At 59.7% G+C, this 26,682-nt stretch carries 29 protein-coding genes; 15 read left to right on the top strand and 14 right to left on the bottom strand.

Annotation, left to right across the window (positions count from 1 at the left end; translation table 11 throughout):
* Nucleotides 1-24 precede the first annotated feature (24 nt).
* The 3 genes from AC07V0_RS06795 to AC07V0_RS06785 all read right to left on the bottom strand — a co-directional run bounded on the left by AC07V0_RS06795 (nucleotide 25) and on the right by AC07V0_RS06785 (nucleotide 2,338).
* Nucleotides 25-927, bottom strand: coding sequence for an alpha/beta fold hydrolase (locus AC07V0_RS06795; protein WP_018927169.1), 903 nt, complete (start codon nucleotides 925-927; stop codon nucleotides 25-27).
* A complete protein-coding gene (locus AC07V0_RS06790; protein ID WP_018927170.1) occupies nucleotides 928-1,710 on the bottom strand; it encodes a class II aldolase/adducin family protein in 783 nt (260 codons plus the stop codon).
* 172 nt (nucleotides 1,711-1,882) lie between these two features.
* Nucleotides 1,883-2,338, bottom strand: a complete 456-nt coding sequence (locus AC07V0_RS06785) for a flavodoxin (RefSeq protein ID WP_064620259.1) — start codon at nucleotides 2,336-2,338, stop codon at nucleotides 1,883-1,885.
* A gap of 103 nt (nucleotides 2,339-2,441) precedes the next feature.
* On the opposite strand from AC07V0_RS06785, the gene AC07V0_RS06780 reads away from it, so the two are divergent.
* Both AC07V0_RS06780 and AC07V0_RS06775 read left to right on the top strand, forming a co-directional pair.
* Complete coding sequence (locus AC07V0_RS06780; RefSeq protein ID WP_018927172.1) at nucleotides 2,442-2,918, top strand: PAS domain-containing protein; 477 nt, start codon at nucleotides 2,442-2,444, stop codon at nucleotides 2,916-2,918.
* 54 nt (nucleotides 2,919-2,972) lie between these two features.
* Nucleotides 2,973-3,578: a hypothetical protein gene (locus tag AC07V0_RS06775; RefSeq protein ID WP_007942172.1), complete on the top strand. Its 606-nt coding sequence runs from the start codon at nucleotides 2,973-2,975 to the stop codon at nucleotides 3,576-3,578.
* Between the two features lie 3 nt (nucleotides 3,579-3,581).
* On the opposite strand, the gene AC07V0_RS06770 is transcribed toward AC07V0_RS06775, so the two are convergent.
* Nucleotides 3,582-4,541, bottom strand: a complete 960-nt coding sequence (locus AC07V0_RS06770) for a MerR family transcriptional regulator (RefSeq protein ID WP_173861134.1) — start codon at nucleotides 4,539-4,541, stop codon at nucleotides 3,582-3,584.
* Between the two features lie 202 nt (nucleotides 4,542-4,743).
* Here AC07V0_RS06770 and AC07V0_RS06765 point away from each other — a divergent pair, with 202 nt between their 5' ends.
* From AC07V0_RS06765 to AC07V0_RS06735, 7 genes are all read left to right on the top strand, one after another.
* The gene (locus tag AC07V0_RS06765; RefSeq protein WP_019647675.1) at nucleotides 4,744-5,313 is read left to right on the top strand and encodes an antibiotic biosynthesis monooxygenase; all 570 of its coding nucleotides are present in this window, start codon (nucleotides 4,744-4,746) and stop codon (nucleotides 5,311-5,313) included.
* 72 nt (nucleotides 5,314-5,385) lie between these two features.
* Nucleotides 5,386-6,096 carry a dihydromonapterin reductase gene (gene folM / locus AC07V0_RS06760; RefSeq protein WP_018927176.1) on the top strand — a complete coding sequence of 237 codons (711 nt, stop codon included), beginning with the start codon at nucleotides 5,386-5,388 and terminating at the stop codon, nucleotides 6,094-6,096.
* Nucleotides 6,097-6,119: 23 nt separating this feature from the next.
* Nucleotides 6,120-6,695, top strand: a complete 576-nt coding sequence (gene folE / locus AC07V0_RS06755) for a GTP cyclohydrolase I FolE (protein WP_018927177.1) — start codon at nucleotides 6,120-6,122, stop codon at nucleotides 6,693-6,695.
* Between the two features lie 2 nt (nucleotides 6,696-6,697).
* Nucleotides 6,698-7,069 carry a dihydroneopterin triphosphate 2'-epimerase gene (gene folX / locus AC07V0_RS06750; RefSeq protein ID WP_086944710.1) on the top strand — a complete coding sequence of 124 codons (372 nt, stop codon included), beginning with the start codon at nucleotides 6,698-6,700 and terminating at the stop codon, nucleotides 7,067-7,069.
* Nucleotides 7,070-7,137: 68 nt separating this feature from the next.
* Complete coding sequence (locus AC07V0_RS06745) at nucleotides 7,138-7,434, top strand: DUF1244 domain-containing protein (protein WP_018927179.1); 297 nt, start codon at nucleotides 7,138-7,140, stop codon at nucleotides 7,432-7,434.
* Nucleotides 7,427-7,765 (top strand): HopJ type III effector protein, encoded by a 339-nt coding sequence (locus AC07V0_RS06740; protein ID WP_018927180.1) that lies wholly within the window; start codon nucleotides 7,427-7,429, stop codon nucleotides 7,763-7,765. Before AC07V0_RS06745 ends, AC07V0_RS06740 begins: the two co-directional genes overlap by 8 nt.
* Nucleotides 7,766-7,936: 171 nt before the next feature.
* Nucleotides 7,937-9,187, top strand: a complete 1,251-nt coding sequence (locus AC07V0_RS06735; protein ID WP_018927181.1) for a 2-aminoadipate transaminase — start codon at nucleotides 7,937-7,939, stop codon at nucleotides 9,185-9,187.
* A gap of 60 nt (nucleotides 9,188-9,247) precedes the next feature.
* On the opposite strand, the gene trxB is transcribed toward AC07V0_RS06735, so the two are convergent.
* Complete coding sequence (trxB, locus tag AC07V0_RS06730) at nucleotides 9,248-10,210, bottom strand: thioredoxin-disulfide reductase (protein WP_018927182.1); 963 nt, start codon at nucleotides 10,208-10,210, stop codon at nucleotides 9,248-9,250.
* Nucleotides 10,211-10,524: 314 nt separating this feature from the next.
* Between trxB and cysZ the strand changes: the two genes are divergently transcribed.
* Both cysZ and AC07V0_RS06720 read left to right on the top strand, forming a co-directional pair.
* Nucleotides 10,525-11,280 carry a sulfate transporter CysZ gene (gene cysZ / locus AC07V0_RS06725; RefSeq protein ID WP_086944709.1) on the top strand — a complete coding sequence of 252 codons (756 nt, stop codon included), beginning with the start codon at nucleotides 10,525-10,527 and terminating at the stop codon, nucleotides 11,278-11,280.
* A 40-nt stretch (nucleotides 11,281-11,320) separates the two neighbouring features.
* Nucleotides 11,321-12,520 carry a glycosyltransferase family 4 protein gene (locus AC07V0_RS06720; RefSeq protein WP_018927184.1) on the top strand — a complete coding sequence of 400 codons (1,200 nt, stop codon included), beginning with the start codon at nucleotides 11,321-11,323 and terminating at the stop codon, nucleotides 12,518-12,520.
* Between the two features lie 70 nt (nucleotides 12,521-12,590).
* Here AC07V0_RS06720 and AC07V0_RS06715 read toward each other — a convergent pair whose 3' ends face one another.
* The 3 genes from AC07V0_RS06715 to AC07V0_RS06705 form a co-directional block, all read right to left on the bottom strand.
* Nucleotides 12,591-13,694 carry an NADH:flavin oxidoreductase gene (locus tag AC07V0_RS06715; protein WP_086944708.1) on the bottom strand — a complete coding sequence of 368 codons (1,104 nt, stop codon included), beginning with the start codon at nucleotides 13,692-13,694 and terminating at the stop codon, nucleotides 12,591-12,593.
* Between the two features lie 189 nt (nucleotides 13,695-13,883).
* Entirely contained in the window at nucleotides 13,884-14,366 is a 483-nt protein-coding gene (locus AC07V0_RS06710) for a glutathione peroxidase (protein WP_064620279.1), read from the bottom strand.
* Between the two features lie 124 nt (nucleotides 14,367-14,490).
* Nucleotides 14,491-14,976 carry an FKBP-type peptidyl-prolyl cis-trans isomerase gene (locus AC07V0_RS06705; protein ID WP_007942189.1) on the bottom strand — a complete coding sequence of 162 codons (486 nt, stop codon included), beginning with the start codon at nucleotides 14,974-14,976 and terminating at the stop codon, nucleotides 14,491-14,493.
* Between AC07V0_RS06705 and AC07V0_RS06700 the strand changes: the two genes are divergently transcribed.
* Genes AC07V0_RS06700 through yihG form a run of 3 tightly spaced genes read left to right on the top strand, consistent with a single transcriptional unit; the run spans nucleotide 14,945 to nucleotide 18,349 of the window.
* The gene (locus AC07V0_RS06700) at nucleotides 14,945-15,283 is read left to right on the top strand and encodes a DUF3565 domain-containing protein (protein ID WP_064621356.1); all 339 of its coding nucleotides are present in this window, start codon (nucleotides 14,945-14,947) and stop codon (nucleotides 15,281-15,283) included. The two genes, AC07V0_RS06705 and AC07V0_RS06700, sit on opposite strands and share 32 nt — an antisense overlap.
* 60 nt (nucleotides 15,284-15,343) lie before the next feature.
* Nucleotides 15,344-17,443 carry a phosphate acetyltransferase gene (gene pta, locus AC07V0_RS06695; RefSeq protein ID WP_018927188.1) on the top strand — a complete coding sequence of 700 codons (2,100 nt, stop codon included), beginning with the start codon at nucleotides 15,344-15,346 and terminating at the stop codon, nucleotides 17,441-17,443.
* Nucleotides 17,444-18,349, top strand: a complete 906-nt coding sequence (yihG, locus tag AC07V0_RS06690; RefSeq protein WP_086944707.1) for a 1-acylglycerol-3-phosphate O-acyltransferase, YihG family — start codon at nucleotides 17,444-17,446, stop codon at nucleotides 18,347-18,349.
* An 83-nt stretch (nucleotides 18,350-18,432) separates the two neighbouring features.
* On the opposite strand, the gene cysN is transcribed toward yihG, so the two are convergent.
* The 3 genes from cysN to AC07V0_RS06675 all read right to left on the bottom strand — a co-directional run bounded on the left by cysN (nucleotide 18,433) and on the right by AC07V0_RS06675 (nucleotide 22,163).
* Complete coding sequence (gene cysN, locus AC07V0_RS06685; protein WP_018927190.1) at nucleotides 18,433-20,331, bottom strand: sulfate adenylyltransferase subunit CysN; 1,899 nt, start codon at nucleotides 20,329-20,331, stop codon at nucleotides 18,433-18,435.
* A 9-nt stretch (nucleotides 20,332-20,340) separates the two neighbouring features.
* Complete coding sequence (cysD, locus tag AC07V0_RS06680; protein WP_007941268.1) at nucleotides 20,341-21,258, bottom strand: sulfate adenylyltransferase subunit CysD; 918 nt, start codon at nucleotides 21,256-21,258, stop codon at nucleotides 20,341-20,343.
* 146 nt (nucleotides 21,259-21,404) lie between these two features.
* Nucleotides 21,405-22,163 carry a Nif3-like dinuclear metal center hexameric protein gene (locus AC07V0_RS06675; protein WP_018927191.1) on the bottom strand — a complete coding sequence of 253 codons (759 nt, stop codon included), beginning with the start codon at nucleotides 22,161-22,163 and terminating at the stop codon, nucleotides 21,405-21,407.
* Nucleotides 22,164-22,265: 102 nt separating this feature from the next.
* Between AC07V0_RS06675 and algW the strand changes: the two genes are divergently transcribed.
* The gene (gene algW / locus AC07V0_RS06670) at nucleotides 22,266-23,426 is read left to right on the top strand and encodes a Do family serine endopeptidase AlgW (protein WP_018927192.1); all 1,161 of its coding nucleotides are present in this window, start codon (nucleotides 22,266-22,268) and stop codon (nucleotides 23,424-23,426) included.
* A 55-nt stretch (nucleotides 23,427-23,481) separates the two neighbouring features.
* Here algW and hisC read toward each other — a convergent pair whose 3' ends face one another.
* The 3 genes from hisC to hisG form a co-directional block, all read right to left on the bottom strand.
* On the bottom strand, nucleotides 23,482-24,534 hold the full coding sequence (gene hisC, locus AC07V0_RS06665; protein ID WP_018927193.1) for a histidinol-phosphate transaminase: 1,053 nt from the start codon (nucleotides 24,532-24,534) through the stop codon (nucleotides 23,482-23,484).
* A 2-nt stretch (nucleotides 24,535-24,536) separates the two neighbouring features.
* Entirely contained in the window at nucleotides 24,537-25,862 is a 1,326-nt protein-coding gene (hisD, locus tag AC07V0_RS06660) for a histidinol dehydrogenase (protein ID WP_018927194.1), read from the bottom strand.
* Nucleotides 25,863-25,987: 125 nt separating this feature from the next.
* Complete coding sequence (gene hisG, locus AC07V0_RS06655) at nucleotides 25,988-26,623, bottom strand: ATP phosphoribosyltransferase (RefSeq protein ID WP_007941260.1); 636 nt, start codon at nucleotides 26,621-26,623, stop codon at nucleotides 25,988-25,990.
* Between the last annotated feature and the right edge of the window lie 59 nt (nucleotides 26,624-26,682).

The raw sequence follows: 26,682 nt of genomic DNA, 5'->3' as shown, positions 1-26,682 counted from the left end.
GTGCGCGATAAGGCAGCGGGATAGTCAGGAACACGCCAACTTGAGCGGCGGTGAAATCAACTGATCGCGAAATTCCAGATAGTGCTTGAGCACCTGCGCCGGCGCTTCGATCTGTGGGTAATGGCCGATCTCGGACAGCAGGACAGTGTCCGGGGTGGGAATCAGTTGCCGATAGCGCGCCACCATGTGCGCACCGGAAACCGGATCGACCTCACCATCGATAACGCGCAGCGGCACCTCGCCGCGCTGCATGGCGCTGACCCAACGCTCACGCTGGACCCGCCGCTGCGGGATATAACCGATCAATTTATGCATGATCCGCTGCCCGTGATTGCTATCGACCAGGCTCCAGAAATCATCCAGCTCACTTTCGGTGGGCCGGGTCTGCGGACCGAAAATCTGCTTGAAACTCTTCACCAGAGCGTCACGGGTAAAAGCTAGCCCGATCATCCAGCCCAAGGGGCTTAGCAGGAGTTTTTGCATCAACACCGGGCGATGGGTTTCGGGAAACAACCCGCCATTGAGGAACACGCAACTGGCGATATGAGCGCGTGCTTCGTAGTGCCGGGCCAAGAGCTCCTGGGCCACGCTGTCGCCATAATCGTGTGCCAACACGTGAACGGGTTGCTCGACGTTCAAGTGCGCCAATAACGCTTGTTGCAGATCGGCCTGCTCCAGCAGGCTGTAGTTGTGGTTCACCGGTTTGGCCGAATCGCCGAAGCCAAGCATGTCGCAGGCAATCACCCGATAGCGCTGCGCCAGCGGCTGCCACAGGTAATGCCAGTCCCAACTGGCGGTCGGGAAGCCATGGATCAACAACAGCGGCTCGCCCTGCCCCGCAGCCCAATAGCGGATGGTCTGACCGCGGAAGACGAACGTCTGGCCGCGCTTACGCCAGACACACAGAGGAATTTCGGCGAGTGCCATTTAGAGTTTATAACCCGGGTCTTGTTTATCGAGTTTGCGCAGCAGCGCCGGCCAGGCCAGCGCGCCACCCATCCCTTGAGCACTTTTGGTGACGCCGGCGATCATCGCCTTGGCGCCCGCCAGAATCTGCGGTTCGATGGCGATCAGCTCTGCGCCACCGTTCTGCGCCAGCACCTGAATCTCGCAGGCGCGCTGAAAGGTAAACATCATCAGGAACGTGTCGGCGATGGTGCCACCACAGGTCAGCAGACCGTGGTTGTGCAGCATCAGAAAGTTGTTTTCACCCAGGTCGGCTTGCAGCCGCGCCTTCTCTTCATGGTTCAGTGCCACGCCTTCGTAGGCGTGATAAGCCAGGCTGGACAGCACGAACAATGACTGCTGACTGATCGGCAAAATGCCCTGTTTCTGCGCCGATACCGCCACCCCCGCCGCCGTGTGGGTATGCAGCACACACACGACGTCATGCCGGACTTCATGCACCGCGCTGTGGATGGTGTAACCCGCCGGGTTGATCTCGTAGGGGCTGTCCATCAATTTGTTGCCGGCCTGATCGACCTTGACCAGGCTCGACGCGGTGATTTCATGGAACATCATCCCGAACGGGTTGATCAGGAAGTCTTCAGTGCCTGGCACCTTGGCTGAAATGTGCGTGAAGATCAGATCGTCCCAGCCGTGGAGGGCGACCAGACGATAACAGGCCGCCAGGTCGACGCGGGTCTGCCACTCGGCGGCACTGACTTTATCCTGGAGACTGTGTGGCGACTGGATGGGGGTTACGCTCACGGCAAGGATCTCTTTTTATTGTTCTGGGTTCTTAATGTTCACTGACGTTACAGCAGTCTAGTCAGCCCCCGGAGATCGGCTAGTTGCATTGGCAGCCAGCTTGGTGGCCGAGCGAGTCAGTGCGCGGGGGAGCCTGGATCCATGTCAGAACACTGCCGCCAATAAAAGCCGGTCAGCCCCGCAGAGCGCTGACCAGGTCCGCCAGCCAAGGCTCGGCGTCGGTTTCCGGCGTTACCGTTTCACTGGCGTCCAGACGCAACATCGGCAGCACTTCATGCACGCCCAGTTCGCCGAACAACTCACGCATTTGCTCACCGCCACCGCAGAACGTATCGCCGTAACTCGAGTCGCCCAACCCGATAACGGCACCCGGCAAGCCACGCCAGGCGGCGGGCAATTGATCGCGGATCATCGAATACAATGGTTGCAGGTTGTCCGGCAACTCACCCATGCCGGTGGTCGAAGTCACCGCCAGAAATGCTTCTGGGCCAAAGGCCTGAACATCGGCAAGTGTCGCGCGCGGGTTGTGCCAGGTTTCGAAACCGGCGGCGTTCAATAGACTTGCGGCGTGGCGGGCGACTTCTTCAGCCGTGCCGTACACCGAGCCGGAAAGGATGGCGACTTTCATCAATCTGATCCTGAAGCTGAGTAAAAGGCCAAGATATTAACAGCACAGCCCTCATTGATCTTTTAGAATGCAGCGTACCCATCAATACGCAAAGGACTCTGCGATGATCAATGCCTCACTGCTGCAAATGGTGATCGACGCGTCCAACGACGGCATCGTGATTGCCGAAAAGGAAGGCGAACAGGACAACATCCTGATTTACGTAAACCCGGCGTTCGAACGCCTGACGGGCTATACCAGTGAAGAAATCCTCTATCAGGATTGCCGTTTTTTGCAGGCAGGAGACCGGGATCAGCCCGCCCTCGCATTGATTCGCCAGGCGTTGGGCAATGGCGGTTCCTGCCGGGAAATTCTCAGGAATTACCGCAAGGACGGCACCCCGTTCTGGAACGAACTGTCGCTTTCCACGGTAAAAAACCCGCACGACGGACAAACCTATTTTGTCGGTGTGCAGAAAGACGTCACGGTTCAGGTCAGGGCACAGCAGCGAGTTGCACAGCTGGAAGCGCAATTGGCCGAGGTACAGGCAGAACTTGCTGATCTCAAGTCGACGAACGGATCAAACCAATCTGCGAATTAGTGGTCATTTACTACAATCACCGATGACTTTGTAATTATTTCTTTCGAGCAAATCATGCAGCGCGACGCACTCCTGACCCAGGATGAGCTGGACTTTATCCAGACCATGCAACACAACCCGCAACTCAATGTGCGGGATGCGACGTCGAGTTTGCTGGTCAATGGCGGCTCGCAGATCCGTGATTTGCTCACACGCCTGGCCGCTCATGAGCAAGTCACCATCCAGGCCACTTTCGAAAATCAGCAAATGACCTTCCCGCTGCACCTGGTGGAAGATGAGTTTCACGCAATGCATCTACGCCTCGGTGTCCCCAGCATTTATGAAGACGGGCCAATGATTCGGCCATGGCGCCTGCCGCTCGAAGAGCCAGTGGCGCTGGAAAATGCCAAGGGGCAACCCGGCACGATGTGGGTGCACGAAATATCGTTCAAAGGGGTTTTGCTGGAAGTTCGCAACAAGACCAAAGCGCCAAAGCACTTCGCGCTGTGGTTCAGCCCGTCAGGCTATGAGCGGATTGCGTTGCGCGGCACCCTGGAGCGTGAGACCGAGCAAGGTTTCTACGCCTACGAGTTGAGCCAGAGTGACAAGGACGAAACCGAGCGTCTGCGTCAGTACATCCTTCAGCAACATCGCCTGACCCATCCTGCTTTGCATATTTGAATCTCAGGTATCCAGGTTTCCCGCCAGGAACTGTTTCAGACGCTGGCGCATCAACCCTCCCTCGTTTCCAAGGCAACCCACCGACGACCCGGCCAGACTTTCTTGCGCCAGGTCGGACGCATCCCCGGCCAGAAACAGCTGACAATCCAGGCCCATGGCCAGACGGTTCAAACGTCGAGGCAGTTCGGCAGCCGGCGCGTGATTGGAAATCAGCACCAGCGCCCTGGGCTTGATCTTCTCACAGACCAGGATCAACTCATCAAAGGGCTGCCCGATCGCCAACAACTGAATAGCCGAATCGATGCTGCTCAGATAGAGCGCCGTGACCAATACTTCGAGCTCACGACATTGGTCGGCCAAGGCGCAGACAATCACTCGTCGCGGCTGCATGACACGCACCAGCAGCAGGCGTTGCAATACTCGAGACCGCAGAAAGCCATCCAGAAAAAGCCACTCGCTGGTCTGACCGAACGCATCTTGGCGTTGTAGCAATAGCTTCCAGATCGGAATCAGGATGTCCTGAAACACAACTGTCAGCGGATAACTGGAAAAGATCTGACCGTAGACGTGTTCCAGCTGAACTTCGTCAAAAACACTCACTGCCGCCTTGACCTGCTGCTGCCATTGGCTGTAGTCGGCTTGAACGAGCTCGTCGGGAATGATCCGCTCCAGCACCTGGAGCGGTTCGGTCTTGGCCAGTATCTTGCCAACCTTGCTTACCGCGACACCGCGCTCGATCCAGCCGAGGATGCTGCGGACACGCTCGATATCGGTCATCGAATACAAGCGGTGCCCGCTTTCGGTGCGGGTGGGCTGTATCAACCCGTAGCGTCGCTCCCAGGCTCGGAGCGTGACCGGGTTGACCCCTGTCATCCGCGCGACCTCACGAATCGGGAACAGCTCTTCTCGAATCAGGGAGGTAATGGGGGGCAAGCCAGGCGCAATGTCGGTCAGCACAGGGATTTTGGATCCATATTAATATTTTGATACATTTTTACTCTCATACCCCAGTGATATTCAACACGTCGCTGAACTAATTGGAACGAAAGTTCCAGACACAATCAGGAATAATCCTTGCTTGTCCCAAGACGCAGCCCACTACCCCGGCGCTGTGCCTGGCGAAACTCCTATCCGGAGCGACGCGTTTGCCTTACGGAGATACACAATGTCTACTTCACCCGTCACGCTGATGGTTGCGCGTCGTGTCGCCGATGGGCGTTATCAGGACCTGATGGCCTGGTTGCGCGAAGGCGAGCAACTGGCCACCGACTTCCCCGGCTATCTCGGTTCTGGCGTGCTCGCTCCGCCGCCCGAGGATGACGAATTCCAGATTATTTTCCGCTTCGCCGACGAGCAGACCCTGCACGCCTGGGAGCATTCCGCGTCGCGTACCGCTTGGCTGGGACGCGGCAGCAATCTGTTTGCCCATCCTTCGGAGCATCGGGTCAGTGGCATCGATGGCTGGTTCGGTGCGGTAGGGCAACGCCCGCCACGCTGGAAGCAGGCCGTGGCGATCTGGCTGGCGTTCTTTCCGGTGTCCCTGCTGTTCAACTTTGTGCTGGGACCGTTATTGGCTGAAACGGGATTGCTGGCCCGGGTGTTCGTCAGCACCCTGTGCCTGACACCACTGATGGTTTATTTCTTCATTCCATTGTCGACCCATCTGTTGGCCGGCTGGCTGAACACCGCACCGCAACAACCGTTGCCCGCAACGCCTACTACCCAAAATCAGTAACTCTTGCAGGAGCGTAGGTGCACGACTCCCGTCGCTGGTATAGTTTTGCTCTAACCGCGACGCGAGCCGTTCATGACCTCTTCCGCAGCCCCCATCCTCATCACCGGTGCCGGCCAGCGTGTCGGCCTGCACTGTGCGCAGCGTTTGCTCGAAGACGGCCATCCGGTCATTTTCAGCTACCGCAGCGAACGCCCCGGCGTAAAGACCCTGCGCGATCTGGGAGCAACAGCGGTGTTCGCGGACTTTTCCAGCGAGGCCGGGATTCTCGCGTTCATCGGTGAATTGAAGAACCACACCGACAGCCTGCGGGCGATAGTCCACAACGCCTCCGAATGGCTGGCCGAAACCCCGGGCGCCGAAGCCAATGCCTTCACCCGCATGTTCAGCGTGCACATGCTGGCGCCCTACCTGATCAACCTGCACTGTGCCGATTTACTCAGACGCTCAAGCCCCGCCGACATCGTGCACATCAGCGATGACGTGACCCGCAAGGGCAGCAGCAAGCACATCGGCTACTGCGCCAGCAAAGCCGGGCTCGACAGCCTGACCCTGTCCTTTGCCGCCAAGTACGCGCCAGACATCAAGGTCAACGGTATCGCGCCAGCCCTGCTACTGTTCAATCCCGACGACGACGCGGCGTACCGCGCCAGGGTCCTGGCCAAATCCGCACTGGGCATCGAGCCCGGCAGCGAAGTGATCTACCAGAGCCTGCGCTATTTGCTCGACAACCCTTATGTCACCGGCACGACCCTGACCGTCAATGGCGGACGGCACGTCAAATAAGCCGCCCCCGCGAGGATGTCCCCATGACGTTATCCCTGCCCCACAGCGCCCTGTCCCAGAGCTATCGCGAGATCCTTATCGGCCTGGGTGAAAACCCCGACCGCGAAGGGCTGCAAGACACCCCGTTGCGCGCCGCCAAGGCCATGCAATACCTGTGTCACGGTTACGAACAGAGCGTCGAAGAGATCGTCAACGGCGCACTGTTCGCCTCCGACAACGATGAAATGATCATTGTCGACAACATCGAGTTGTACTCGCTGTGTGAACATCACATGTTGCCCTTCATCGGCAAGGCGCATGTGGCTTATATTCCAACGGGCAAGGTGCTGGGCCTGTCGAAGATTGCACGGCTTGTGGATATGTTCGCCCGCCGCCTGCAAATACAGGAGAACCTCACCCGGCAAATCGCCGAGGCCGTGCAGCAAGTGACCGATGCCGCCGGTGTCGCGGTGGTCATCGAAGCCCAGCACATGTGCATGATGATGCGCGGCGTCGAGAAACAGAATTCGACCATGAACACCTCGGTGATGCTCGGTGCCTTCCGCGAGTCGAGCAACACCCGCCAGGAGTTCCTGCAATTGATTGGACGGAGCAAGTAGCAATGCCACAACTTCAACCAGGAATGGCACGCATCCGGGTCAAGGACCTGTGTTTGCGAACTTTCATCGGGATCAACGAGGACGAAATCCTCAACAAGCAGGATGTGCTGATCAACCTGACCATCCTGTATGCCGCCCAGGACGCCGTGCGTGACAACGACATCGATCACGCGCTGAACTACCGCACCATCACCAAGGCGATCATTGCCCACGTGGAAGGCAATCGCTTTGCCCTGCTCGAGCGCCTGACCCAGGAGCTGCTGGACCTGATCATGACCAACGAGTCGGTGCTGTATGCCGAAGTCGAAGTCGACAAGCCCCACGCCCTGCGCTTCGCCGAGTCGGTGTCGATTACCCTGGCTGCCAGCCGCTGACCGCGTCTGGCGTATCGCTCGCCAGGCTTTTATCATCCGCGCCACGATTTGATTGCACAGAGCCCATCATGAACGATCAACAACGCCTGGAACTTGAAGCCGCCGCCTTTCGCCGGCTGGTTGCCCACCTGGACAGCCGCAAGGACGTGCAGAACATCGACCTGATGAACCTCTCGGGTTTCTGCCGCAACTGCCTGTCCAAGTGGTACAAGGCCGCCGCTGACGAACGCCAGATCGACGTCAGCCTCGATGAAGCCCGCGAAGTGGTTTACGGCATGCCGTACGCCGAGTGGAAAGCCCAATACCAGAAAGAAGCCAGCGCCGACCAACAAGCGGCGTTCGCCAAAGGAAAACCCAATGAGTGATTTGAACACCCTGCGCGCCAGCCTCAAGAGTGGCGAACACGTTTTCGCCGACACCCTGGCGTTCATTGCCGCCGGTTATGACTACCAGCCCCAGGCTTTCAACAACGGTGGCGTGGAAAACGCAGCCGGGCAGAACGAAGGCTCGTGCAAGACACTGGGCCTGGCGCTGCTGGAAGGTCTGAGCGATGAAGAAGCGCTGTTGGCGTTTGGCGAGCATTATCGCTCGGTGGTAGCTACGCCCGAAGGCAGCGACCACGGCAATATCCGGGCGTTGATTGCCCATGGCTTGGCGGGTGTGAAGTTCGCTCAGCAGCCACTGACTCGTCGCTAAACCTGTGGCGAGGGAGCTTGCTCCCTCGCCACAGATTATGCGTCGCCATCGATCGGTATCAGGGCACATCCCGACTTTTAAGATTGACCCGGCAACTTTATTTCGTTTGCCGGACACCTCTGCTCGCGGCTTAGATAAAAAGAAGCATCCCTTCTTCAGAGTCAGCCATTCATGCGCAGCGAAACCATCAGTCAGTCGATTTCCATTGTTCACCCCATCAGTCTCAGCCACGGCAAAAATGCCGAAGTCTGGGACACCGATGGCAAGCGCTACATCGACTTTGTCGGGGGAATCGGCGTACTGAACCTCGGCCATTGCCATCCACGCATCGTCGAGGCCATTCGTGAACAAGCCACCCGCCTGACCCACTACGCGTTCAACGCGGCTCCCCATGTGCCTTACATCGAACTCATGGATCGCCTGGCCGCGTTTATTCCAGTGGATTACCCGGTCAGCGGCATGCTCACCAACAGCGGCGCGGAAGCGGCGGAAAACGCCCTGAAGATCGTCCGCGGCGCCACCGGCCGCACCGCGATCATTGCCTTTGACGGCGCCTTCCACGGCCGCACGCTGGCCACTCTCAACCTCAACGGCAAGGTCGCGCCTTACAAGCAGAAAGTCGGCGTGCTGCCGGGGCCGGTGTACCACCTGCCCTTCCCCAGCAAAGACAATGACGTGACCTGCGCCGAGGCCCTGAAGGCGATGGATCGGCTGTTCAGCGTCGAGATCGACGTGAATGACGTGGCCTGTTTTATCGTCGAACCGGTACAGGGCGAAGGCGGGTTTCTGGCGATGGATGTGGAATTCGCCCAGGCGCTGCGGCGTTTCTGTGATGACAAAGGCATTTTGCTGATTGCCGATGAAATCCAGTCCGGCTTCGGCCGCACCGGCCAGCGGTTTGCGTTTTCGCGACTGGGCATTGAGCCGGACCTGATCCTGCTGGGTAAAAGCATTGCCGGTGGCGTGCCGCTGGGTGCGGTTGTCGGGCGCAAGTCGCTAGTCGACAACTTGCCCAAGGGCGGATTGGGCGGCACCTACTCAGGCAATCCCATCGCCTGCGCCGCCGCGCTGGCGACCCTGGACGAAATGAGTGATGCACATCTGCATGCCTGGGGCACGCAGCAGGAAGAAGCGATTGTCAGCCGCTACGAAGCCTGGCGGGCACGCGGACTGTCACCGTATCTGGGCCGTTTGACCGGCGTGGGTGCGATGCGCGGCATCGAACTGATCAATGCCGACGGCACACCGGCTTCGGCGCAATTGACACAACTGCTGGCGCTGGCCCGAGACTCGGGCTTGCTGCTGATGCCCAGCGGCAAGTCGCGCCACATCATTCGGCTGCTCGCGCCATTGACCACTGAGGCCGCCGTGCTGGAAGAAGGGCTGGATATTCTTGAGGCGTGCCTGGCGAAATTGTCCTGAGGCAGAATCGTCTGCCCACAAAAAAACCGGCCGAAGCCGGTTTTTTTGTTTTCTAAGGAATCAGAACGAAACGTTCTGCAGGCCGTCGAGGTAACGCTCGGTGTCCAGTGCCGCCATGCAGCCGGCGCCGGCCGAGGTGATGGCTTGACGATAAACGTGGTCGGCCACGTCACCGGCAGCAAAGATACCTTCGACGCTGGTGGCAGTGGCGTTGCCGTCACGGCCGCCCTGTACAACCAGGTAGCCGTCTTTCAACGTCAGCTGACCTTCGAACAACGACGTGTTCGGGGTGTGGCCAATGGCGATGAACACGCCGTCGACTTTGATTTCGTCGAAGCTGCCATCGTTGTTCTTCAGGCGAGCACCGGTCACGCCCATGTTGTCGCCCAACACTTCGTCCAGGGTCGCGTTCAGCTTCAGGATGATCTTGCCTTCGGCAACCCGGGCATTGAGCTTGTCGATCAGGATCTTCTCGGCGCGGAACGTTTCGCGACGGTGAATCAGGGTCACGGTGCTGGCGATGTTGGCCAGGTACAGCGCTTCTTCGACAGCGGTATTACCGCCACCGACCACAGCCACTGGCTTGTTGCGATAGAAGAAACCGTCACAGGTCGCGCAGGCCGAAACGCCTTTGCCCATGAACGTTTCTTCCGACGGCAGGCCCAGGTAACGAGCGCTGGCACCGGTAGCGATGATCAGGGCGTCGCAGGTGTAAGTCGCGCTGTCGCCAATCAGGGTGTACGGCTTGGCAGCGAAGTCCACGGCATTGATGTGATCAAACACGATCTCGGTTTCAAAGCGCTCGGCGTGCTCTTTCATCCGTTCCATCAGCGCCGGGCCGGTCAGGCCGTGGACGTCGCCCGGCCAGTTGTCGACTTCGGTGGTGGTGGTCAGTTGACCGCCGGCTTGCATGCCGGTGATCAGCAGTGGCTTGAGGTTGGCACGGGCCGCATAGACAGCAGCGCTGTAACCGGCAGGGCCGGAACCGAGAATAATCACTCGCGAATGACGAACTTCAGACATGACCTGCTCCTGTTGACCGGCCCGAAACACTGGGCGCGGAACGCCGGATTGCCGGCGGGAATAAAAAAGGACCGCTGAAAGCACTTGGGGAAGGCTTGGGCTCGACAGTCCTGTAAAAGAATGGGTGCAGCGTATCGAGGGGGCGAAGATTAAGGAAATACGGTTTAACAATCCAGCTCATAGGCGGTCTCTATTCCGTTGCAGTGAATGTATAGACGCCTTTGTTACAGTTAATGTCGATGCCGCTACCGCGCTTTCGCACCTCAGGCAAAGCCGGTAAGGTCGGCGCGTTTCCCTCTTGTTCGGAGCACGTTATGCCCGCCCCCGTTCTGTCCGGCCCGCAATACCTGCGCGAAGGCCTCAATCTGGTCCTGAGCCCAAGTCTGCGTCTGTTCGTGTTGCTGCCACTGGCGATCAACCTGGTGCTGTTCGTCGGATTGATCTATCTGGCCGGTCATCAGTTCAGCCTATGGGTCGATACGCTGATGCCGTCCCTGCCCGATTGGTTGAGCTTCCTCAGCTATATCCTCTGGCCGCTATTCGTGGTGTTGGTGGTGTTGATGGTGTTCTTCACTTTCACAATGCTCGCCAACGTTATTGCCGCACCGTTCAACGGCTTCCTCGCGGAGAAAGTCGAAGTGGTGGTACGCGGCACCGACGATTTCCCGACCTTCAGCTGGGGCGAACTGATCGCCATGATCCCCCGTACCCTGACCCGGGAAATGCGCAAGCTCGGCTACTTCCTGCCAAGGGCCATCGGGCTGTTCATCCTGTCGTTCATCCCGGTGGTCAACATCATTGCCGCACCGCTGTGGCTGCTGTTCGGAGTGTGGATGATGGCGATCCAATACATCGACTACCCGGCGGACAACCACAAGCTGGGCTGGAACGAGATGCTCGCCTGGCTGCGCAAGAAGCGCTGGCAGAGCATGAGTTTTGGCGGGATCGTATATCTGGTGCTGCTGATTCCGGTGGTGAACATTTTGATGATGCCGGCGGCCGTGGCTGGTGCGACGCTGTTCTGGGTGCGTGAGCGTGGCGCGGAGAATCTGGTGGCGGAACGCAGTTAATCGCGTCATATATCCATCATCCCACCGTCACAATGACGACATGGCCTCAGCCGACACTGAGGTCATGACGACAGCTCTGCATATCACTCTGATCACCGAAACCTTCCCCCCGGAAATCAACGGCGTGGCCAATACTCTTGGCCGCTTGTTCGACGGTTTGCGCGCGCGCGGGCATCAGGTCGAGTTGGTGCGGCCACGTCAGGGCGGCGACCCGCTGACGGGCAGCAATGATGAGTTGCTGCTGTGTCGAGGCTGGCCGCTGCCGGGTTATCCCGGCCTGCAATGGGGCCAGTCGTCGATGCACAAGCTGCTGCGGCGCTGGAAGCGCCATCGCCCGGACGTGTTGTACATCGCCACCGAAGGACCGCTGGGGTTGTCGGCGTTACGTGCGGCACGGCGTTTGGGGATTTCGGTGGTCAGCGGCTTCCATACCAATTTTCAGCAGTATTCCAGCCAGTATGGGCTCGGGTTGCTGACGCGCTTGCTGACCCACTACCTGCGCTGGTTTCACAATCGCTCGACCCTGACCCTGGTGCCCAGCGCCAGCCAGCGACTGGAGCTGGAGCGGCGCAGTTTCGAGCGTCTGGCGTTACTCTCTCGAGGCGTCGACAGCCAGTTGTTTCATCCGGTCAAACGACTGAAACCGCTGCGTGAGCAATGGGGACTGGCCGAGGATGACATCGCCTTCATCCACGTAGGACGCCTGGCCCAGGAGAAGAATCTTGGCCTGCTCAAGCGCAGTTTCGACGCGCTGAAAACCACTTATCCACAGCGCAACATGAAATTGATTGTGGTCGGTGACGGTCCGCAACGATCGACGCTGGAAAAGGAATTGCCCGAGGCGATTTTTTGCGGCTCACAACGCGGCGAAGCGCTGGCCAGTCACTATGCCTCGGGGGATGTGTTTCTGTTTCCGAGCCTGACCGAAACCTTCGGCAATGTGGTGCTTGAGGCATTGGCCTCAGGGCTGGGGGTGGTGGCGTACGATCAAGCTGCGGCGGCTCAGCATATTCGCCATGGCTATAACGGCGTATTGGCCATGCCCGGGGATGAACAGGCGTTCTGCGATGCGGCACGTTGGCTGCTGGAGGAGCGCGAAACCTTGCGCTGCATGCGGCTCAATGCCCGCCAGCATGCAAGCCGTCAGGGCTGGGCGGCGATTATCGAGCAGTTCGAGGGGCAGTTGCGGGGGGCTTGTGCGCAGGAACAAGTTCTATCCGATGCAGCGTTGTTACCTTAAAAGCTTCGCGGGCAAGCCTCGCCCTTGTAGGAGCGAGGCTTGCCCGCGAAAAGGCCTTTTCAGTCGCCATTTACACCAGCGTCATCAACGCATCACGGCTGAATGGCAGGATGTCCTGCTCACGACCGTCACGCACTTTCTGCGCCCAGTCCGGGTCCACCAACAACGCACGCCCCACCGCCACCAGGTCGAACTCATCGTTATTCAAACGTTCCAGCAGTTTTTCCAGGCTGGCCGGCTGTGCGATCTTGTCGGTGTTGACCATGAATTGCAGGAACTCGCCATCCAGGCCGACGCTGCCAACGGTGATGGTCGGCTTGCCGGTGAGCTTACGGGTCCAGCCGGCCAGGTTCAGTTCGGAACCGTCGAACTCCGGCTCCCAGAAACGGCGTGTCGAGCAGTGGAAAATATCCACGCCGGCGTCGGACAACGGCTTGAGAAATTCGCCCAACGCCTCTGACGTCTGCACCAGACGCGCGGTGTAGTCCTGCTGCTTCCACTGGGAGAAACGGAAGATGATCGGGAATCCCTCGCCGACTGCTGCGCGCACCGCCTGAATCAATTCGATGGCGAAGCGCGAACGGTTGGCCAGGCTGCCACCGTATTCGTCGGTGCGCTGGTTGCTGCCTTCCCAGAAGAACTGGTCCACCAGATAACCATGGGCACCGTGGATTTCCACGCCGTCCATGCCGATGCTCTGGGCGTCTTTGGCGGCTTGGGCGAACGCAGCGATCACCTCCTGGATATCCTGCTGGGTCATGCCGTGAACCACGACCTGTCCGTCTTTCAGTTTTTCCGACGGACCATAACCTGGCACGCTGGCATCCGGCTCGGTGCCGATACGGCGCACGCTGCCCACATGCCACAGCTGCGGAACGATCTTGCCGCCTTCGGCATGCACTGCATCGACGACTTTTTTCCAGCCGGCCAGTGCGGCTTCACCGTAGAAGTGCGGCACGTTCGGGTAACCGTTGGAGGCCTTGTGACCGACCGTGGTGCCTTCGGTGATGATCAGGCCAACTCCGGCGGCAGCGCGGCGACGGTAGTATTCAATCACTTTGGAGTTGGGCACGCCGCCCGGCGAAAACGAGCGGGTCATCGGTGCCATGACGACGCGGGTCGGCAGATCGAGAGCGCCGAGGTGAAAAGGCTTGAACAGGGCTTTGACAGGCATTGGACGCTCCACGGGACATAGGCTTTATGACGGCGATAATATGGAGGGCGCCCTGCCTTGAACAGCACTATTGATTTGAGTGATTAAGGATTAGAAACGAAAAGATCGCAGCCTTCGGCAGCTTCTACAGAGGAATGTGAATACCTGTAGCTGCCGAAGGCTGCGATCTTTTGATCTTGATCTGCGCTTTTAACTCAGAGCTTTTTCAATCGCCTGGATAACAGAAGGATCATCCGGCGCCGTACGCGGCGAGAACCGCGCCAATACGCGACCGTCCTTGCCCAACAGGAATTTTTCGAAGTTCCAGGTGATGTCGCCCGGAAACTCCGCGCCCTCGCCCGCCAACAGGCGGTACAGCTGATGACGTTCGTGACCGTTGACTTCCAGCTTGCTGGACAACGGAAAGGTCACGCCATAGTTGAGGCTGCAGAACGCCTGGATTTCCTGCTCTGTGCCCGGTTCCTGCCCGGCAAACTGGTTGCACGGCAAGCCCAGCACGCTGAAACCCTTGCCCTTGTATTGCTGGTAGAGGTTTTCCAGAGCAGCGTACTGTGGGGTCAAGCCACATTTGGAGGCGACGTTGACCACCAGCACGACGTGCCCTTTGAAGGGCGCCAGAGGTAACTCCTGGCCATCCAAAGCTTTCAATGTAAGGTCGTGAAAAGCACTCATGACGGACTCCAAATTTCCCGTGTTCTTCTCGAAACAGCCACTTGGTCATGTCGCCAAGGACAGCCGCGGACTAAAAAGGCGCCCTCGGGCGCCTCTCCAGTTCTCGAAAGCTTAGCGCAGAAAATCAGTGGTGATGGCCACCTTCGCCATGGACGTGACCATGAGCGATTTCTTCCTGGCTGGCATCACGGATGGCAACGATCTTGACCTGGAAATTCAGGCGCTGACCGGCCAGCGGGTGGTTGCCGTCGACGGTGACATCGTCGCCGTCCAGATCGCGAATGGTGACGATCTGCATCTGGCCGTCCGGAGCGGAAGCGTGGAACTGCATGCCCACTTCCAGTTCGTCGACGCCTTCGAACATGCTGCGGCTCAGGGTGCTGACCAGTTCGGCTGCGTATTCGCCGTAGGCATCTTCAGGTTCTACGGCAACAGTCAGTTCGTCACCGACTGCTTTGCCTTCCAGTGCCTTTTCCAGGCCCGGGATGATGTTACCTGCGCCTTGCAGGTAGACCAGCGGCGCGCCGCCGGCGGAGCTGTCGATGACCTCACCAGCGTCGTTGGTCAGGGTATAGTCGATGGAGACAGCCTTATTGGCGGCGATCAGCATGGGGCGAGACCTTTTGCATAAGAAAGATGAATGTCCAAGTTTAGCGAAGCAATCGCCCGAAAGCGAACACAACCCAGACAAACGGGGTGCAATGAAAGCCTCGACCATTACAGGTTTTCATCAGGACGAGGACGGGCACTGGGTGGCCGAGCTGTCCTGCGGCCATACCCAACACCTGCGGCACCAGCCGCCGTGGCAATCCCGGGCCTGGGTGCTGGACCCTGCGCTGCGCAATGAAAAAATAGGCCAGCCCTTTGATTGCGGTTGGTGCGCACAAGGCTCGGTTAGCGATAACCTTGACCACTGAATATCGGTAGAACGCCAGCCATAGGCGTTCACCATTGCCATGCACCCTTAGAGAATCCGCATGCAAACTTTTTTTATCGCGCCCACCGATTTTGGTGTGGGTCTGACCTCCATCAGCCTCGGGCTGGTGCGTACCCTTGAGCGGGCCGGCCTCAAAGTCGGCTTTTTCAAACCGATTGCCCAACCGCACCCGGGCGACACCGGCCCTGAACGCTCCACCGAACTGGTGGCCCGCACCCACGGTTTGAAACCGCCTCAGCCGCTGGGCCTGGCCCATGTCGAGCGGATGCTCGGCGACGGTCAGCTGGACGAATTGCTCGAAGAAATCATCACCCTTTACCAGCAAGCCGCTATCGGCAAGGACGTGCTGATTGTCGAAGGCATGGTCCCGACCCGCAGCGCCAGCTACGCCGCGCGGGTCAACCTGCACTTGGCCAAGAGCCTCGACGCCGACGTGATTCTGGTTTCGGCGCCGGAAAACGAAGTGCTGACCGAATTGTCCGGCCGGGTGGAATTGCAGGCGCAATTGTTCGGCGGGCCGAAGGACCCGAAAGTGCTGGGCGTGATCCTCAACAAGGTCAAGACCGACGAAAGCATGGACGTCTTCGCCTCGCGCCTGAGAGAGCACTCGCCGTTGCTGCGCAGTGGCGACTTCCGTCTGCTCGGCTGCATCCCGTTTCAACCGGAGCTGAACGCGCCGCGCACCCGTGACGTGGCCGAGTTGATGGGCGCTCAGGTGCTCAATGCCGGAGACTACGAAACCCGGCGCATGACCAAAATCATCATTTGCGCCCGCACCGTGCGCAACACCGTGGAGCTGCTCAAGCCCGGCGTGCTGGTGGTGACCCCCGGCGATCGCGACGACATCATCCTAGCGGTCAGCCTCGCAGCGATGAACGGTGTGCCCCTGGCCGGCCTGCTGCTGACCAGCGACACCCTGCCCGACCCACGCATCATGGAGCTGTGCCGTGGCGCCTTGCAGGCCGGCCTGCCGGTGTTGTCGGTGAGTACCGGTTCCTACGACACCGCCAACCAGTTGAACGGTTTGAACAAGGAAATCCCGATCGACGACCGCGAGCGCGCGGAGATCATCACCGATTTCGTCGCCAGCCACCTCGACGCCAACTGGCTGCACCAACGCTGCGGCACGCCACGGGAAATGCGCCTGTCGCCCGCGGTGTTCCGCTATCAACTGATCCAGCGCGCCCAGGCCGCCAACAAGCGCATCGTGTTGCCTGAAGGCAGCGAGCCGTTGACCGTGCAAGCCGCTGCGATCTGCCAGGCCCGGGGCATTGCCCGTTGTGTATTGCTGGCCAAACCGGCAGACGTCGAGGCGGTCGCCCGCGCCCAAGGCATCGAGTTGCCACCGGGGCTGGAAATCCTCGACCCGGACCTGATTCGCGAGCGTTATGTCGAGCCGATGGTTGCGCTGCGCAAGACCAAAAGCCTCAACGCGCCGATGGCCGAGCAGCAACTGGAAGACACCGTGGTGATCGGCACCATGATGCTGGCGCTGGATGAAGTCGACGGGCTGGTGTCCGGGGTCATTCACTCCACCGCCAACACCATCCGCCCGGCCCTGCAACTGATCAAGACCGCGCCGGGTTGCACCCTGGTGTCGTCGGTGTTCTTCATGCTGTTCCCCGAAGAAGTGCTGGTCTACGGCGACTGCGTGATGAACCCGCACCCGAGCGCCAGCGAACTGGCCGAGATCGCCTTGCAAAGCGCCGATTCGGCAGCGGCGTTCGGCATCACTCCGCGAGTGGCGATGATCAGCTACTCCAGCGGTGAATCGGCCAGCGGCGAAGAAGTCGAGAAGGTTCGCGAGGCCACCTTGCTCGCCCACGAACAGCAACACTCACTGCTGATCGACGGCCCGTTGCAATACGATGCCGCTGCCAACGAAACCGTGGCCCGGCAACTGGCGCCGAACAGTCAGGTGGCCGGTCGTGCCACGGTGTTCGTGTTCCCCGACCTGAACACCGGCAATACCACCCACAAAGCCGTGCAACGTAGCGCCGACTGCGTCAGCCTCGGGCCAATGCTGCAAGGCCTGCGCAAACCGGTGAACGACCTGCCGCGTGGCGCGCAAGTCGACGACATCGTGTACACCATCGCGTTGACCGCGATTCAAGCGGCCAACCGACCTATGGATATTTAAATGCTGGATTTTCTACCTGCACCCGTGCGCGGCGTGATCGCCTCGCTGCTGTTGGCGCTGAATACGATTCTGCTCTGCTCGTTTCTGTTCTGTGTGGCGCTGTTCAAAGTGTTGCCGTTCGCCCTCACCCAACGTTTCGCGCGTTGGCTGATGAGTCATACCCACGAAGCGTGGATCAGTAACAACAAGGGCTGGATGAATCTGGTTTGCCGCACACGCTGGCACCTCAGCGGCTTGCAAGACCTGGACTATCGGCACTCCTATCTGATCACCAGCAACCACCAGAGCTGGGTCGACATCATGGTGTTGCAGTACGTGCTCAACCGTCGCATCCGCCCGCTGAAGTTCTTCCTCAAACAGGAACTGATCTGGGTACCGGTGATTGGCCTGGCGTGGTGGGCGTTGGGTTTTCCGTTCATGAAGCGTTACTCCAAGGCCTATCTGGAAAAGCATCCGCAGAAGAAGGGCAAAGACCTGGAGACCACCCGCAAGACCTGCGACAAGTTCCGCAATAACCCGGTGGGAATTTTCAACTTCGTCGAAGGCACACGCTTTACCGAGGGCAAACACGCCCAGCAGAGTTCACCGTTCCGCTACCTGCTCAAACCGAAAGCGGGCGGCATTGCATTCGTGCTGGATGCCATGGGCGACCAGCTGGAAGCCATCGTCAACGTGACCATCCACTACCCGGCCGGGCGTCCAGGCTATTGGGATTTGCTCTGCGGCAATGTGAAGGATGTAGTGGTGCACTTTCAGGAGCTGAAGATTCCACCGCAGTTCGTTGGCAAGAACTACGACCAGGACGGGGTGTATCGCCTGGAGTTTCAGGGGTGGATCAATCAATTGTGGCAGGACAAGGATGCGCTGTTGGGACAAATGCACCGGGAGTATCCAGTGAATTCTTGAGGTGCCCGCGAAGGTGCCCTCCCGGACACAAAAAAGCCCGCAGATGATCACTCATCTGCGGGCTTTTTGTTTTCAGCTAATGCTTAGATCGCGCCACGCTTGCGCAGCAGATCCAGCACTTGCTTGACGCTTTCTTCCAGCGACAGCGACTGGGTGTCGATCACCAGATCGGCATCCAGCGGCACGTCGTACGGGAAGGATTCGCCCGGGATGTTGTCGCCACCCGCCGCGTACAGACCTTGCGGATCACGCTCGGCGCAGACCGTCGGCGAGGCCTGGACGTAGACCGTCAGCAGACGCTCCTTGCCGATCAGGTCCTTGGCCTGCTCACGACCTTCGGCACTCGGGGCAACGAACGCCGCCAGTGTCAGCAGGCCGGCTTCGTTGAACTGACGCGCAACGTGCGCCGCACGACGCCAATTCTCGGTGCGCCCGGCGCGATCCTGCGGCAGACCTTTGTTCAGGTCATGACGCAGGTTCTGGCCATCGAGTACAAACACCGCGCGCCCCATGTCGAACAGCTTGCGTTCAACCGCATACGCCAGGGTGCTTTTGCCAGCGCCCGACAGGCCGCTGAACAACACGGTGGCCGGTTGCTGACCGAAGCGCTGGGCGCGTTCTTCGGTGGCTACATGGGCCAGTTTGCCGTGGTGGGAGCTGCTGCCATGCGCCAGCGGCTGAGCGATGATCATGCCGGCCGCAACCGTGCCGTTGGTCAAACGGTCGATGACGATGAACGAACCCGTGGTGCGGTTGCTGTCGTAACCGTCCAGCGCAATGGCCGCGTCGAGGCTGATCTTGACCCGACCGATCTCGTTCAGCTGCAACGAGCTGGCAGGGCCTTCGGCCAAGGTGTTCACGTCCACGCGATTGACGATGCTGGTGATCGAGCCCGGCACGTAAGTCGTGGCGCGCTTGATGTCGTACTTCTTGCCCGGCAGCATCGGCTCTTCGGCCATCCACACCAGCATGGCGTCGAAGGCGTCGGTCACTTGCGGCTGGTTATCGGCGTGCACCAGCAAGTCGCCACGGGAAATGTCGATCTCGTCTTCCATGGTCAGCGTCACCGCTTGACCAGGGCCTGCATGCTCCAGCTCACCTTCGAAGGTGACAATGGATTTCACGCGGCTGCTCTTGCCCGACGGCAACACAACGACTTCGTCGCCCTTGTGCACGATGCCGCTGGCCAGGGTGCCGGCGAAACCACGGAAGTTCAGGTTCGGACGGTTGACGTACTGCACCGGGAAACGCAGGTCGGTGTAGTTGCGGTCGCTGGCGATTTCGACGGTCTCAAGGATTTCCATCAGCGACTGGCCGGTGTACCACGGCGAGCGCTCGGACTTGTTCACCACGTTGTCGCCCTTGAGCGCGGACATCGGCACGAACGCCATGGTGCTCGGCTTGAACGCGATGCCTTCGGCGAACTTCAGGTAATCGGCCTTGATCGACTCAAATACGCTTTCGTCGAAGCCGTTGAGGTCCATCTTGTTGATGGCGACAACGATGTGCTTGATGCCCAGCAACGAGGCGATAAAGCTGTGGCGACGGGTCTGGGTCTGCACGCCGTAACGGGCGTCGACCAGGATGATCGCCAGGTCACAGGTGGATGCACCGGTGGCCATGTTGCGGGTGTACTGCTCATGGCCGGGGGTATCGGCGATGATGAATTTGCGCTTGGCGGTAGAGAAATAGCGGTAGGCGACATCGATGGTGATGCCCTGCTCACGCTCGGCCTGCAAGCCGTCGACCAGCAATGCCAGGTCGATGTCTTCGCCGGTGGTGCCGACTTTTTTCGAGTCGCGGGTAATGGCTTCCAGATGATCTTCGTAGATCATTTTGGAGTCGTGCAGCAGGCGCCCGATCAGGGTGCTCTTGCCGTCGTCGACGTTGCCACAAGTCAGAAAGCGCAGCATTTCCTTGCGTTCATGCTGGCCCAGGTAGGCGAGGATGTCCTCGCTGATCAAATCAGATGCGTGCGACATGACAACCCCTTAGAAATAACCCTGACGTTTCTTTTCTTCCATGGAACCGGCGCCATCGTGATCGATGACTCGGCCCTGGCGTTCGGAAGTTCGCGTCAGGAGCATTTCCTGAATGATGTCGGTCAGGCTGGTGGCCTCGGACTCGACAGCACCGGTCAACGGGTAGTCGCCCAGTGTACGGAAACGGACCTTCTTCTTGACGATGCGCGCCTTGTCTTCGTCGCTCAGGTGATTGAGCAGGCGTTCGTCGTCGATCATGATCCAGGTGCCGTTCATCTCGATGACATCACGCTCGGCTGCGAAATACAGCGGTACGATCGGGATGCCTTCCAGGTAGATGTACTGCCAGATGTCCAGTTCGGTCCAGTTCGACAACGGGAATACGCGGATCGATTCACCCTTGTTGACCTTGCCGTTGTAGACGTTCCACAGCTCCGGGCGCTGGTTTTTCGGGTCCCAGCGGTGCTTGCTGTCACGGAAGGAATACACGCGCTCTTTGGCACGGGACTTCTCTTCGTCGCGACGGGCGCCACCGAATGCGGCGTCGAAGCCATACTTGTCGAGGGCCTGCTTGAGGCCTTCGGTCTTCATGATGTCGGTGTGCTTGGCACTGCCGTGGGTCAGCGGGTTGATACCCTGCGCAACACCCTCGGGGTTGACGTGTACCAGCAGGTCCAGGCCGAGCTCTTCGACCATGCGGTCGCGGAACGCGTACATTTCCTTGAACTTCCACTGGGTGTCGACGTGCATCACCGGAAACGGAAGTTTGCCCGGGAAGAATGCCTTGCGCGCAAGGTGCAGCATCACGGCGGAGTCTTTACCGACGGAGTACAGCATCACCGGGTTATCGAACTCGGCGGCGACCTCGCGGATGATGTGGATGCTTTCGGCCTCCAGCTGTTTCAGATGCGTCAGTTTGTCGACCATGGCTACTCACGAAAACGATCTTATGGACGGCCTGCGGGCCGTGTTCGAGCGGGGAATCCTAGCACAGCGCCCTCTTCTAATCAGGACGGTGGCTAGATCGAAAGGGTATATGAATATACCCCCTCGTTTGGGCTCCAGCCCTGTAGTCAAATCGGGTTCGGGCAATCGATGAAGATGTGCTCGAGGGCGAAACGTCGCGCCAGGTAATCACCCAAAGCCTGCACACCGTAACGCTCGGTGGCATGGTGGCCGGCGGCGATGAAACTGATGTCGTTTTCCCGGGCGCTGTGGAACGTCTGCTCGGAGGCCTCGCCGCTGAGGTACAGATCGACACCGGCCAACACCGCCTGGTCAATGTAACCCTGGCCGCCACCGGTGCACCAGCCGACCCGACGAATCATCTCGCTGCCTTCGATCAGTAACGGCTCGCGCCCCATGACTTCCTGTACCCGACGGGCGAAATCGCGGGGGGTCATCGGTTCGCTCAACGAGCCGACCAGGCCGACGATTTTCAAGTTGTCCGGATCCAGCGGGCCTTCGACGGTAATGTCCAATTGCCGGGCAAGCTGTACGTTGTTGCCGACTTCAGGGTGCAGGTCCAGCGGCAAGTGATAGGACAGCAGGCTGATGTCGTGCTTGAGCAGGGTTTTCAACCGGCGCTGCTTCATGCCGGTGATGCACGGGTTCTCGCCTTTCCAGAAATAGCCGTGATGCACCAGCACCAGATCGGCCTGGGCCTCCACCGCGGCGTCCAGCAACGCCTGGCTGGCGGTGACACCGCTGACGATGCGCATTACTTGCGGCCGGCCTTCGACCTGCAAGCCGTTGGGGCAGTAATCGGCAATCTTCGCACTTGCCAGGTAACGGTCGGCTTCTTCGACCAGGGTGCTCAGGGCGACGGCCATAAAAGACTCCTAAATATCCCGTTCAGAGGCGCGCGCGGCCTCGTATAATGCGCGACATTATGGGCGGTCTCATACCGCCTGCAACCTCTCAGGACGTGCTTAATGCTCAAGGCGCTGCGTTTTTCCGGCTGGCCGCTGTTGGCCGGCGTGCTTGTCGCTCTACTGATTATTCAGCGTTACCCGCAGTGGGTCGGGCTGCCAAGCCTCGACGTCAATCTGCAACAAGCCCCGCAAACCCTTGGTGTGCAGCAGGGCCCGGTGTCCTATGCCGATGCGGTGACCACGGCTGCGCCGTCGGTGGTCAACCTTTACACCACCAAAGTGGTCAACAAACCCAGCCATCCGCTGTTTGAAGACCCGCAGTTCCGCCGCTTCTTCGGCGACAACTCGCCCAAGCAGAAGCGCATGGAGTCGAGCCTCGGTTCGGGCGTGATCATGAGCCCGGAAGGTTACCTGCTGACCAACAACCACGTGACCAGCGGTGCCGACCAGATTGTGGTAGCGCTCAAGGATGGTCGTGAAACCCTGGCCCGGGTCATCGGCAGCGACCCGGAGACCGACCTCGCGGTATTGAAGATTGACTTGAAAAACCTGCCGTCGATCACCGTCGGCCGTTCTGACAACCTGCGCATCGGTGACGTGGCCCTGGCCATCGGCAACCCGTTCGGCGTCGGCCAGACCGTGACCATGGGGATCATCAGTGCCACCGGGCGCAATCAGTTGGGCCTGAACAACTACGAAGACTTCATCCAGACCGACGCCGCGATCAACCCCGGCAACTCCGGCGGTGCACTGGTGGACGCCAACGGCAACCTGACCGGCATCAACACGGCAATCTTCTCCAAGTCCGGTGGCTCGCAAGGCATCGGCTTCGCGATCCCGGTCAAACTGGCGATGGAAGTGATGAAGTCGATCATCGAACACGGCCAGGTGATTCGCGGCTGGCTCGGCATCGAAGTGCAACCGTTGAGTCAGGAACTGGCGGAATCGTTTGGCCTGTCGGGACGCCCGGGAATTGTGGTCGCGGGGATTTTCCGTGACGGCCCGGCGCAAAAGGCCGGCCTGCAATTGGGCGACGTGATCCTCAGCATCGACGGTGAACCGGCTGGCGATGGTCGCAAGTCAATGAACCAGGTGGCGCGCATCAAACCGACCGACAAGGTCACGATTCAGGTGATGCGCAACGGTAAAGAACTCAAGCTCACCGCAGAAATCGGTCTGCGTCCGCCGCCGGCGCCGATCCAGGAAAAAGAAGAAGAGTAAGCGGGACCCTGTGGGAACGAGCCGCACCGCTCGCTCCCACAGGAACAGTTTTGGTCTAGAGGTCGCCAAGGCCGTCGATCAGTGCCTGATTCTGCTCCGGCGTGCCGATGGAAATCCGCAGGAACTGGGCAATCCGCTCTTGCTTGAAGTGCCGAACAATCACGCCCTGTTCGCGCAACTTCGCCGCCAGCCCCGCCGCATCGTGCTTCGGGTGACGGGCGAAAATGAAGTTCGCCGCAGACGGCAACACTTCAAACCCTTTCGCTTCCAGTTGCGCGACCACTTGCTCCCGACTCTCGATGACCAACCGGCAAGTCTTGTCGAAATACTCGCGATCTTCGAACGCCGCCGCAGCCCCCACAATCGCCAGACGATCCAGCGGGTAGGAGTTGAAGCTGTTCTTGATCCGCTCCAGTGCCTCGATCAGATCCGGGTGCCCCACGGCCAGACCAACCCGCAGGCCGGCCAGGGAACGGGACTTGGACAGGGTCTGCGTCACCAACAGGTTCGGATAACGGTCCACCAGCGTGATCGCCGTTTCACCGCCGAAGTCGACGTAAGCCTCATCCACCACGACCACCGAATCCGGGCTGGCCTTGAGGATTTGCTCAACAGCGTCCAGCGCCAACAGGCAACCGGTCGGCGCATTCGGGTTCGGGAAGATGATCCCGCCGTTCGGCTTGGCATAGTCCGCCGGGTTGATCTGGAACTGCTCGTCCAGCGCAACCGCATCGAACTTGATGCCATACAACCCGCAGTAAACCGGGTAGAAGCTGTAGCTGATGTCCGGGAACAGCAGCGGTTTATCGTGCTGCAGCAAACCGTGAAATATGTGCGCCAGGACTTCATCGGAACCGTTACCGAGGAACACCTGATTGCCCTGCACGCCGTAGTACTTGGCAACGGCTTGCTTGAGCAGGTCGCTGTTCGGGTCCGGGTACAGACGCAGGTTGTCGTTCAGTTCGGTTTGCATCGCCGCCAGGGCTTTTGGCGATGGACCGTACGGGTTTTCGTTGGTGTTGAGCTTCACCAGTTTGGCCAGTTTCGGCTGCTCGCCCGGCACATAAGGCACCAGATTCTTGACGAACGGGCTCCAGAATTTACTCATGTTCAGTTCCCCTGCTTGTCATCAAGAATGCGGTATTCAGCACTGCGGGCGTGAGCGCTCAGCGATTCGCCACGGGCCAGTACGGAGGCGGTCTTGCCCAGTTCGGAGGCACCCTGCTCGGAGCAGAAGATGATCGACGAACGTTTCTGGAAGTCGTAAACACCCAGCGGCGAAGAGAAGCGCGCAGTGCCGGAGGTCGGCAATACGTGGTTCGGACCTGCGCAGTAGTCGCCCAGGGCCTCGGAAGTGTGGCGGCCCATGAAGATCGCGCCGGCGTGACGGATCTGCGGCAGCCAGGCCTGTGGATCGGCGACCGACAGCTCCAGGTGCTCTGGGGCAATGCGGTTGGCCACTTCGATGGCCTGTTCCATGTCGCGAACCTTGATCAGCGCACCACGGCCATTGATCGAGGTTTCGATGATCTCGGCGCGCTCCATGGTTGGCAGCAGTTTGGCGATGCTTGCCGCCACCTTGTCGAGGAACTCGGCGTCCGGGCTGACCAGAATCGCCTGGGCGTCTTCGTCGTGCTCGGCCTGGGAGAACAGGTCCATGGCGATCCAGTCCGGATCGGTCTGGCCGTCACACACCACCAGAATCTCCGACGGGCCGGCGATCATGTCGATGCCGACCTGGCCGAACACGTGGCGCTTGGCGGTGGCGACATAGATGTTGCCCGGGCCAACCACTTTGTCGACCTTCGGCACGCTTTCGGTGCCGTAAGCCAGCGCCGCAACCGCCTGCGCGCCGCCGATGGTGAACACCCGGTCGACGCCGGCGATGCAGGCTGCGGCCAGCACCAGTTCGTTGACTTCACCGCGCGGGGTCGGCACGACCATGACCACTTCGGTCACGCCCGCCACCTTGGCCGGAATCGCGTTCATCAGCACCGAGGACGGGTAGGACGCCTTGCCGCCCGGCACGTACAGACCGGCGCGATCCAGTGGCGTGACCTTCTGGCCCAGCACCGTGCCATCGGCTTCGGTGTAGCTCCAGGAGTCCTGTTTCTGCTTTTCGTGGTAGCTGCGCACACGGGTCGCGGCTTTTTCCAGGGCTTCGCGCTGAGGCACGGTGATGCGGGTCAATGCCAGTTCCAGGCGTTCGCGCGGCAGGATCAAGTCCGCCATGGACGCCACTTGCAGGCCATCGAACTTCTGGGTGAACTCGACCACCGCCGCATCGCCACGCTCGCGCACGGCCTTGATGATGTCCAGCACCCGCTGATTGACCGAGTCGTCAGACACACTTTCCCAGCTCAGCAGATGATCCAGATGATGTGCGAAATCCGGGTCAGCAGCGTTGAGTCGGCGAATTGCAGTCGGTGCGGTCATAGCGAGAGCCTCATAGGATTGGCAAAAACTCGGGCGCCCTAAGCTAGCCGTTGATCCGCTTGGGCACCCGAGAATTCTGGCTATGAGGCGGATAGACGGGCGCGACTCAAGGTCGCGCAGGTGAATCAGCCGCGGTGTCGAGACTCCACTGCCTTGCGCAGGGTGTCGATCAACGCCTGGATACGGGCATGCTGCATTTTCATCGACGCCTTGTTGACGATCAGACGGGAGCTGATGGCAGCGATGAAATCCTGTGGCTCCAGGCCATTGGCCCGCAGCGTGTTACCGGTGTCGACCACGTCGATGATCTTGTCCGCCAGGCCGATCAGCGGCGCCAGTTCCATCGAGCCGTAGAGCTTGATGATGTCGACCTGACGACCCTGTTCGGCATAGTAGCGCTTGGCGACATTGACGAACTTGGTGGCAATGCGCAGACGGCCCTTGGGCTCGACTGCGCCGACTTTACCGGCCGTCATCAGTTTGCACTGGGCGATTTGCAGGTCCAGCGGTTCGTACAGACCCTGGCCGCCGTATTCCATCAGCACGTCTTTACCGGCGACGCCCAGATCGGCGGCACCATGCTCGACATAGGTCGGCACATCGGTGGCACGCACGATCAGCAAGCGCACATCGGCCTGGGTCGTGGGGATGATCAGCTTGCGGCTCTTGTCCGGATTCTCGGTCGGCACGATGCCCGCTTCAGCCAGAAGCGGCAGGGTGTCGTCAAGGATGCGGCCCTTGGACAGTGCGATAGTCAACATGGGAAACGTCAGTCCTTATCAAGGTACTCATGCCCGGTCGCAAACGGCGCCGGACACAC

This window comes from Pseudomonas sp. GW821-FHT01E10, assembly GCF_059422365.1.
Note: the sequence above shows the minus strand (reverse complement) of the source record. Positions and strands in the feature narration are given on the sequence as shown.

What these genes read in the sequence shown, in the direction of transcription:
- pta (WP_018927188.1), top strand. Translation starts at nt 15,344, where the DNA reads ATGCAAACTTTTTTTATCGCGCCCACCGATTTTGGTGTGGGTCTGACC.
- trxB (WP_018927182.1), bottom strand. Translation starts at nt 10,210, where the DNA reads ATGTCTGAAGTTCGTCATTCGCGAGTGATTATTCTCGGTTCCGGCCCT.
- cysZ (WP_086944709.1), top strand. Translation starts at nt 10,525, where the DNA reads ATGCCCGCCCCCGTTCTGTCCGGCCCGCAATACCTGCGCGAAGGCCTC.
- AC07V0_RS06675 (WP_018927191.1), bottom strand. Translation starts at nt 22,163, where the DNA reads ATGGCCGTCGCCCTGAGCACCCTGGTCGAAGAAGCCGACCGTTACCTG.
- AC07V0_RS06780 (WP_018927172.1), top strand. Translation starts at nt 2,442, where the DNA reads ATGATCAATGCCTCACTGCTGCAAATGGTGATCGACGCGTCCAACGAC.
- cysD (WP_007941268.1), bottom strand. Translation starts at nt 21,258, where the DNA reads ATGGTCGACAAACTGACGCATCTGAAACAGCTGGAGGCCGAAAGCATC.
- AC07V0_RS06765 (WP_019647675.1), top strand. Translation starts at nt 4,744, where the DNA reads ATGTCTACTTCACCCGTCACGCTGATGGTTGCGCGTCGTGTCGCCGAT.
- AC07V0_RS06720 (WP_018927184.1), top strand. Translation starts at nt 11,321, where the DNA reads ATGGCCTCAGCCGACACTGAGGTCATGACGACAGCTCTGCATATCACT.
- hisG (WP_007941260.1), bottom strand. Translation starts at nt 26,623, where the DNA reads ATGTTGACTATCGCACTGTCCAAGGGCCGCATCCTTGACGACACCCTG.
- algW (WP_018927192.1), top strand. Translation starts at nt 22,266, where the DNA reads ATGCTCAAGGCGCTGCGTTTTTCCGGCTGGCCGCTGTTGGCCGGCGTG.
- AC07V0_RS06785 (WP_064620259.1), bottom strand. Translation starts at nt 2,338, where the DNA reads ATGAAAGTCGCCATCCTTTCCGGCTCGGTGTACGGCACGGCTGAAGAA.
- AC07V0_RS06705 (WP_007942189.1), bottom strand. Translation starts at nt 14,976, where the DNA reads ATGCTGATCGCCGCCAATAAGGCTGTCTCCATCGACTATACCCTGACC.
- folE (WP_018927177.1), top strand. Translation starts at nt 6,120, where the DNA reads ATGACGTTATCCCTGCCCCACAGCGCCCTGTCCCAGAGCTATCGCGAG.
- AC07V0_RS06740 (WP_018927180.1), top strand. Translation starts at nt 7,427, where the DNA reads ATGAGTGATTTGAACACCCTGCGCGCCAGCCTCAAGAGTGGCGAACAC.
- AC07V0_RS06700 (WP_064621356.1), top strand. Translation starts at nt 14,945, where the DNA reads ATGGAGACAGCCTTATTGGCGGCGATCAGCATGGGGCGAGACCTTTTG.
- AC07V0_RS06775 (WP_007942172.1), top strand. Translation starts at nt 2,973, where the DNA reads ATGCAGCGCGACGCACTCCTGACCCAGGATGAGCTGGACTTTATCCAG.
- hisD (WP_018927194.1), bottom strand. Translation starts at nt 25,862, where the DNA reads ATGACCGCACCGACTGCAATTCGCCGACTCAACGCTGCTGACCCGGAT.
- hisC (WP_018927193.1), bottom strand. Translation starts at nt 24,534, where the DNA reads ATGAGTAAATTCTGGAGCCCGTTCGTCAAGAATCTGGTGCCTTATGTG.
- AC07V0_RS06735 (WP_018927181.1), top strand. Translation starts at nt 7,937, where the DNA reads ATGCGCAGCGAAACCATCAGTCAGTCGATTTCCATTGTTCACCCCATC.
- AC07V0_RS06715 (WP_086944708.1), bottom strand. Translation starts at nt 13,694, where the DNA reads ATGCCTGTCAAAGCCCTGTTCAAGCCTTTTCACCTCGGCGCTCTCGAT.
- folX (WP_086944710.1), top strand. Translation starts at nt 6,698, where the DNA reads ATGCCACAACTTCAACCAGGAATGGCACGCATCCGGGTCAAGGACCTG.
- folM (WP_018927176.1), top strand. Translation starts at nt 5,386, where the DNA reads ATGACCTCTTCCGCAGCCCCCATCCTCATCACCGGTGCCGGCCAGCGT.
- AC07V0_RS06745 (WP_018927179.1), top strand. Translation starts at nt 7,138, where the DNA reads ATGAACGATCAACAACGCCTGGAACTTGAAGCCGCCGCCTTTCGCCGG.
- AC07V0_RS06710 (WP_064620279.1), bottom strand. Translation starts at nt 14,366, where the DNA reads ATGAGTGCTTTTCACGACCTTACATTGAAAGCTTTGGATGGCCAGGAG.
- AC07V0_RS06795 (WP_018927169.1), bottom strand. Translation starts at nt 927, where the DNA reads ATGGCACTCGCCGAAATTCCTCTGTGTGTCTGGCGTAAGCGCGGCCAG.
- yihG (WP_086944707.1), top strand. Translation starts at nt 17,444, where the DNA reads ATGCTGGATTTTCTACCTGCACCCGTGCGCGGCGTGATCGCCTCGCTG.
- cysN (WP_018927190.1), bottom strand. Translation starts at nt 20,331, where the DNA reads ATGTCGCACGCATCTGATTTGATCAGCGAGGACATCCTCGCCTACCTG.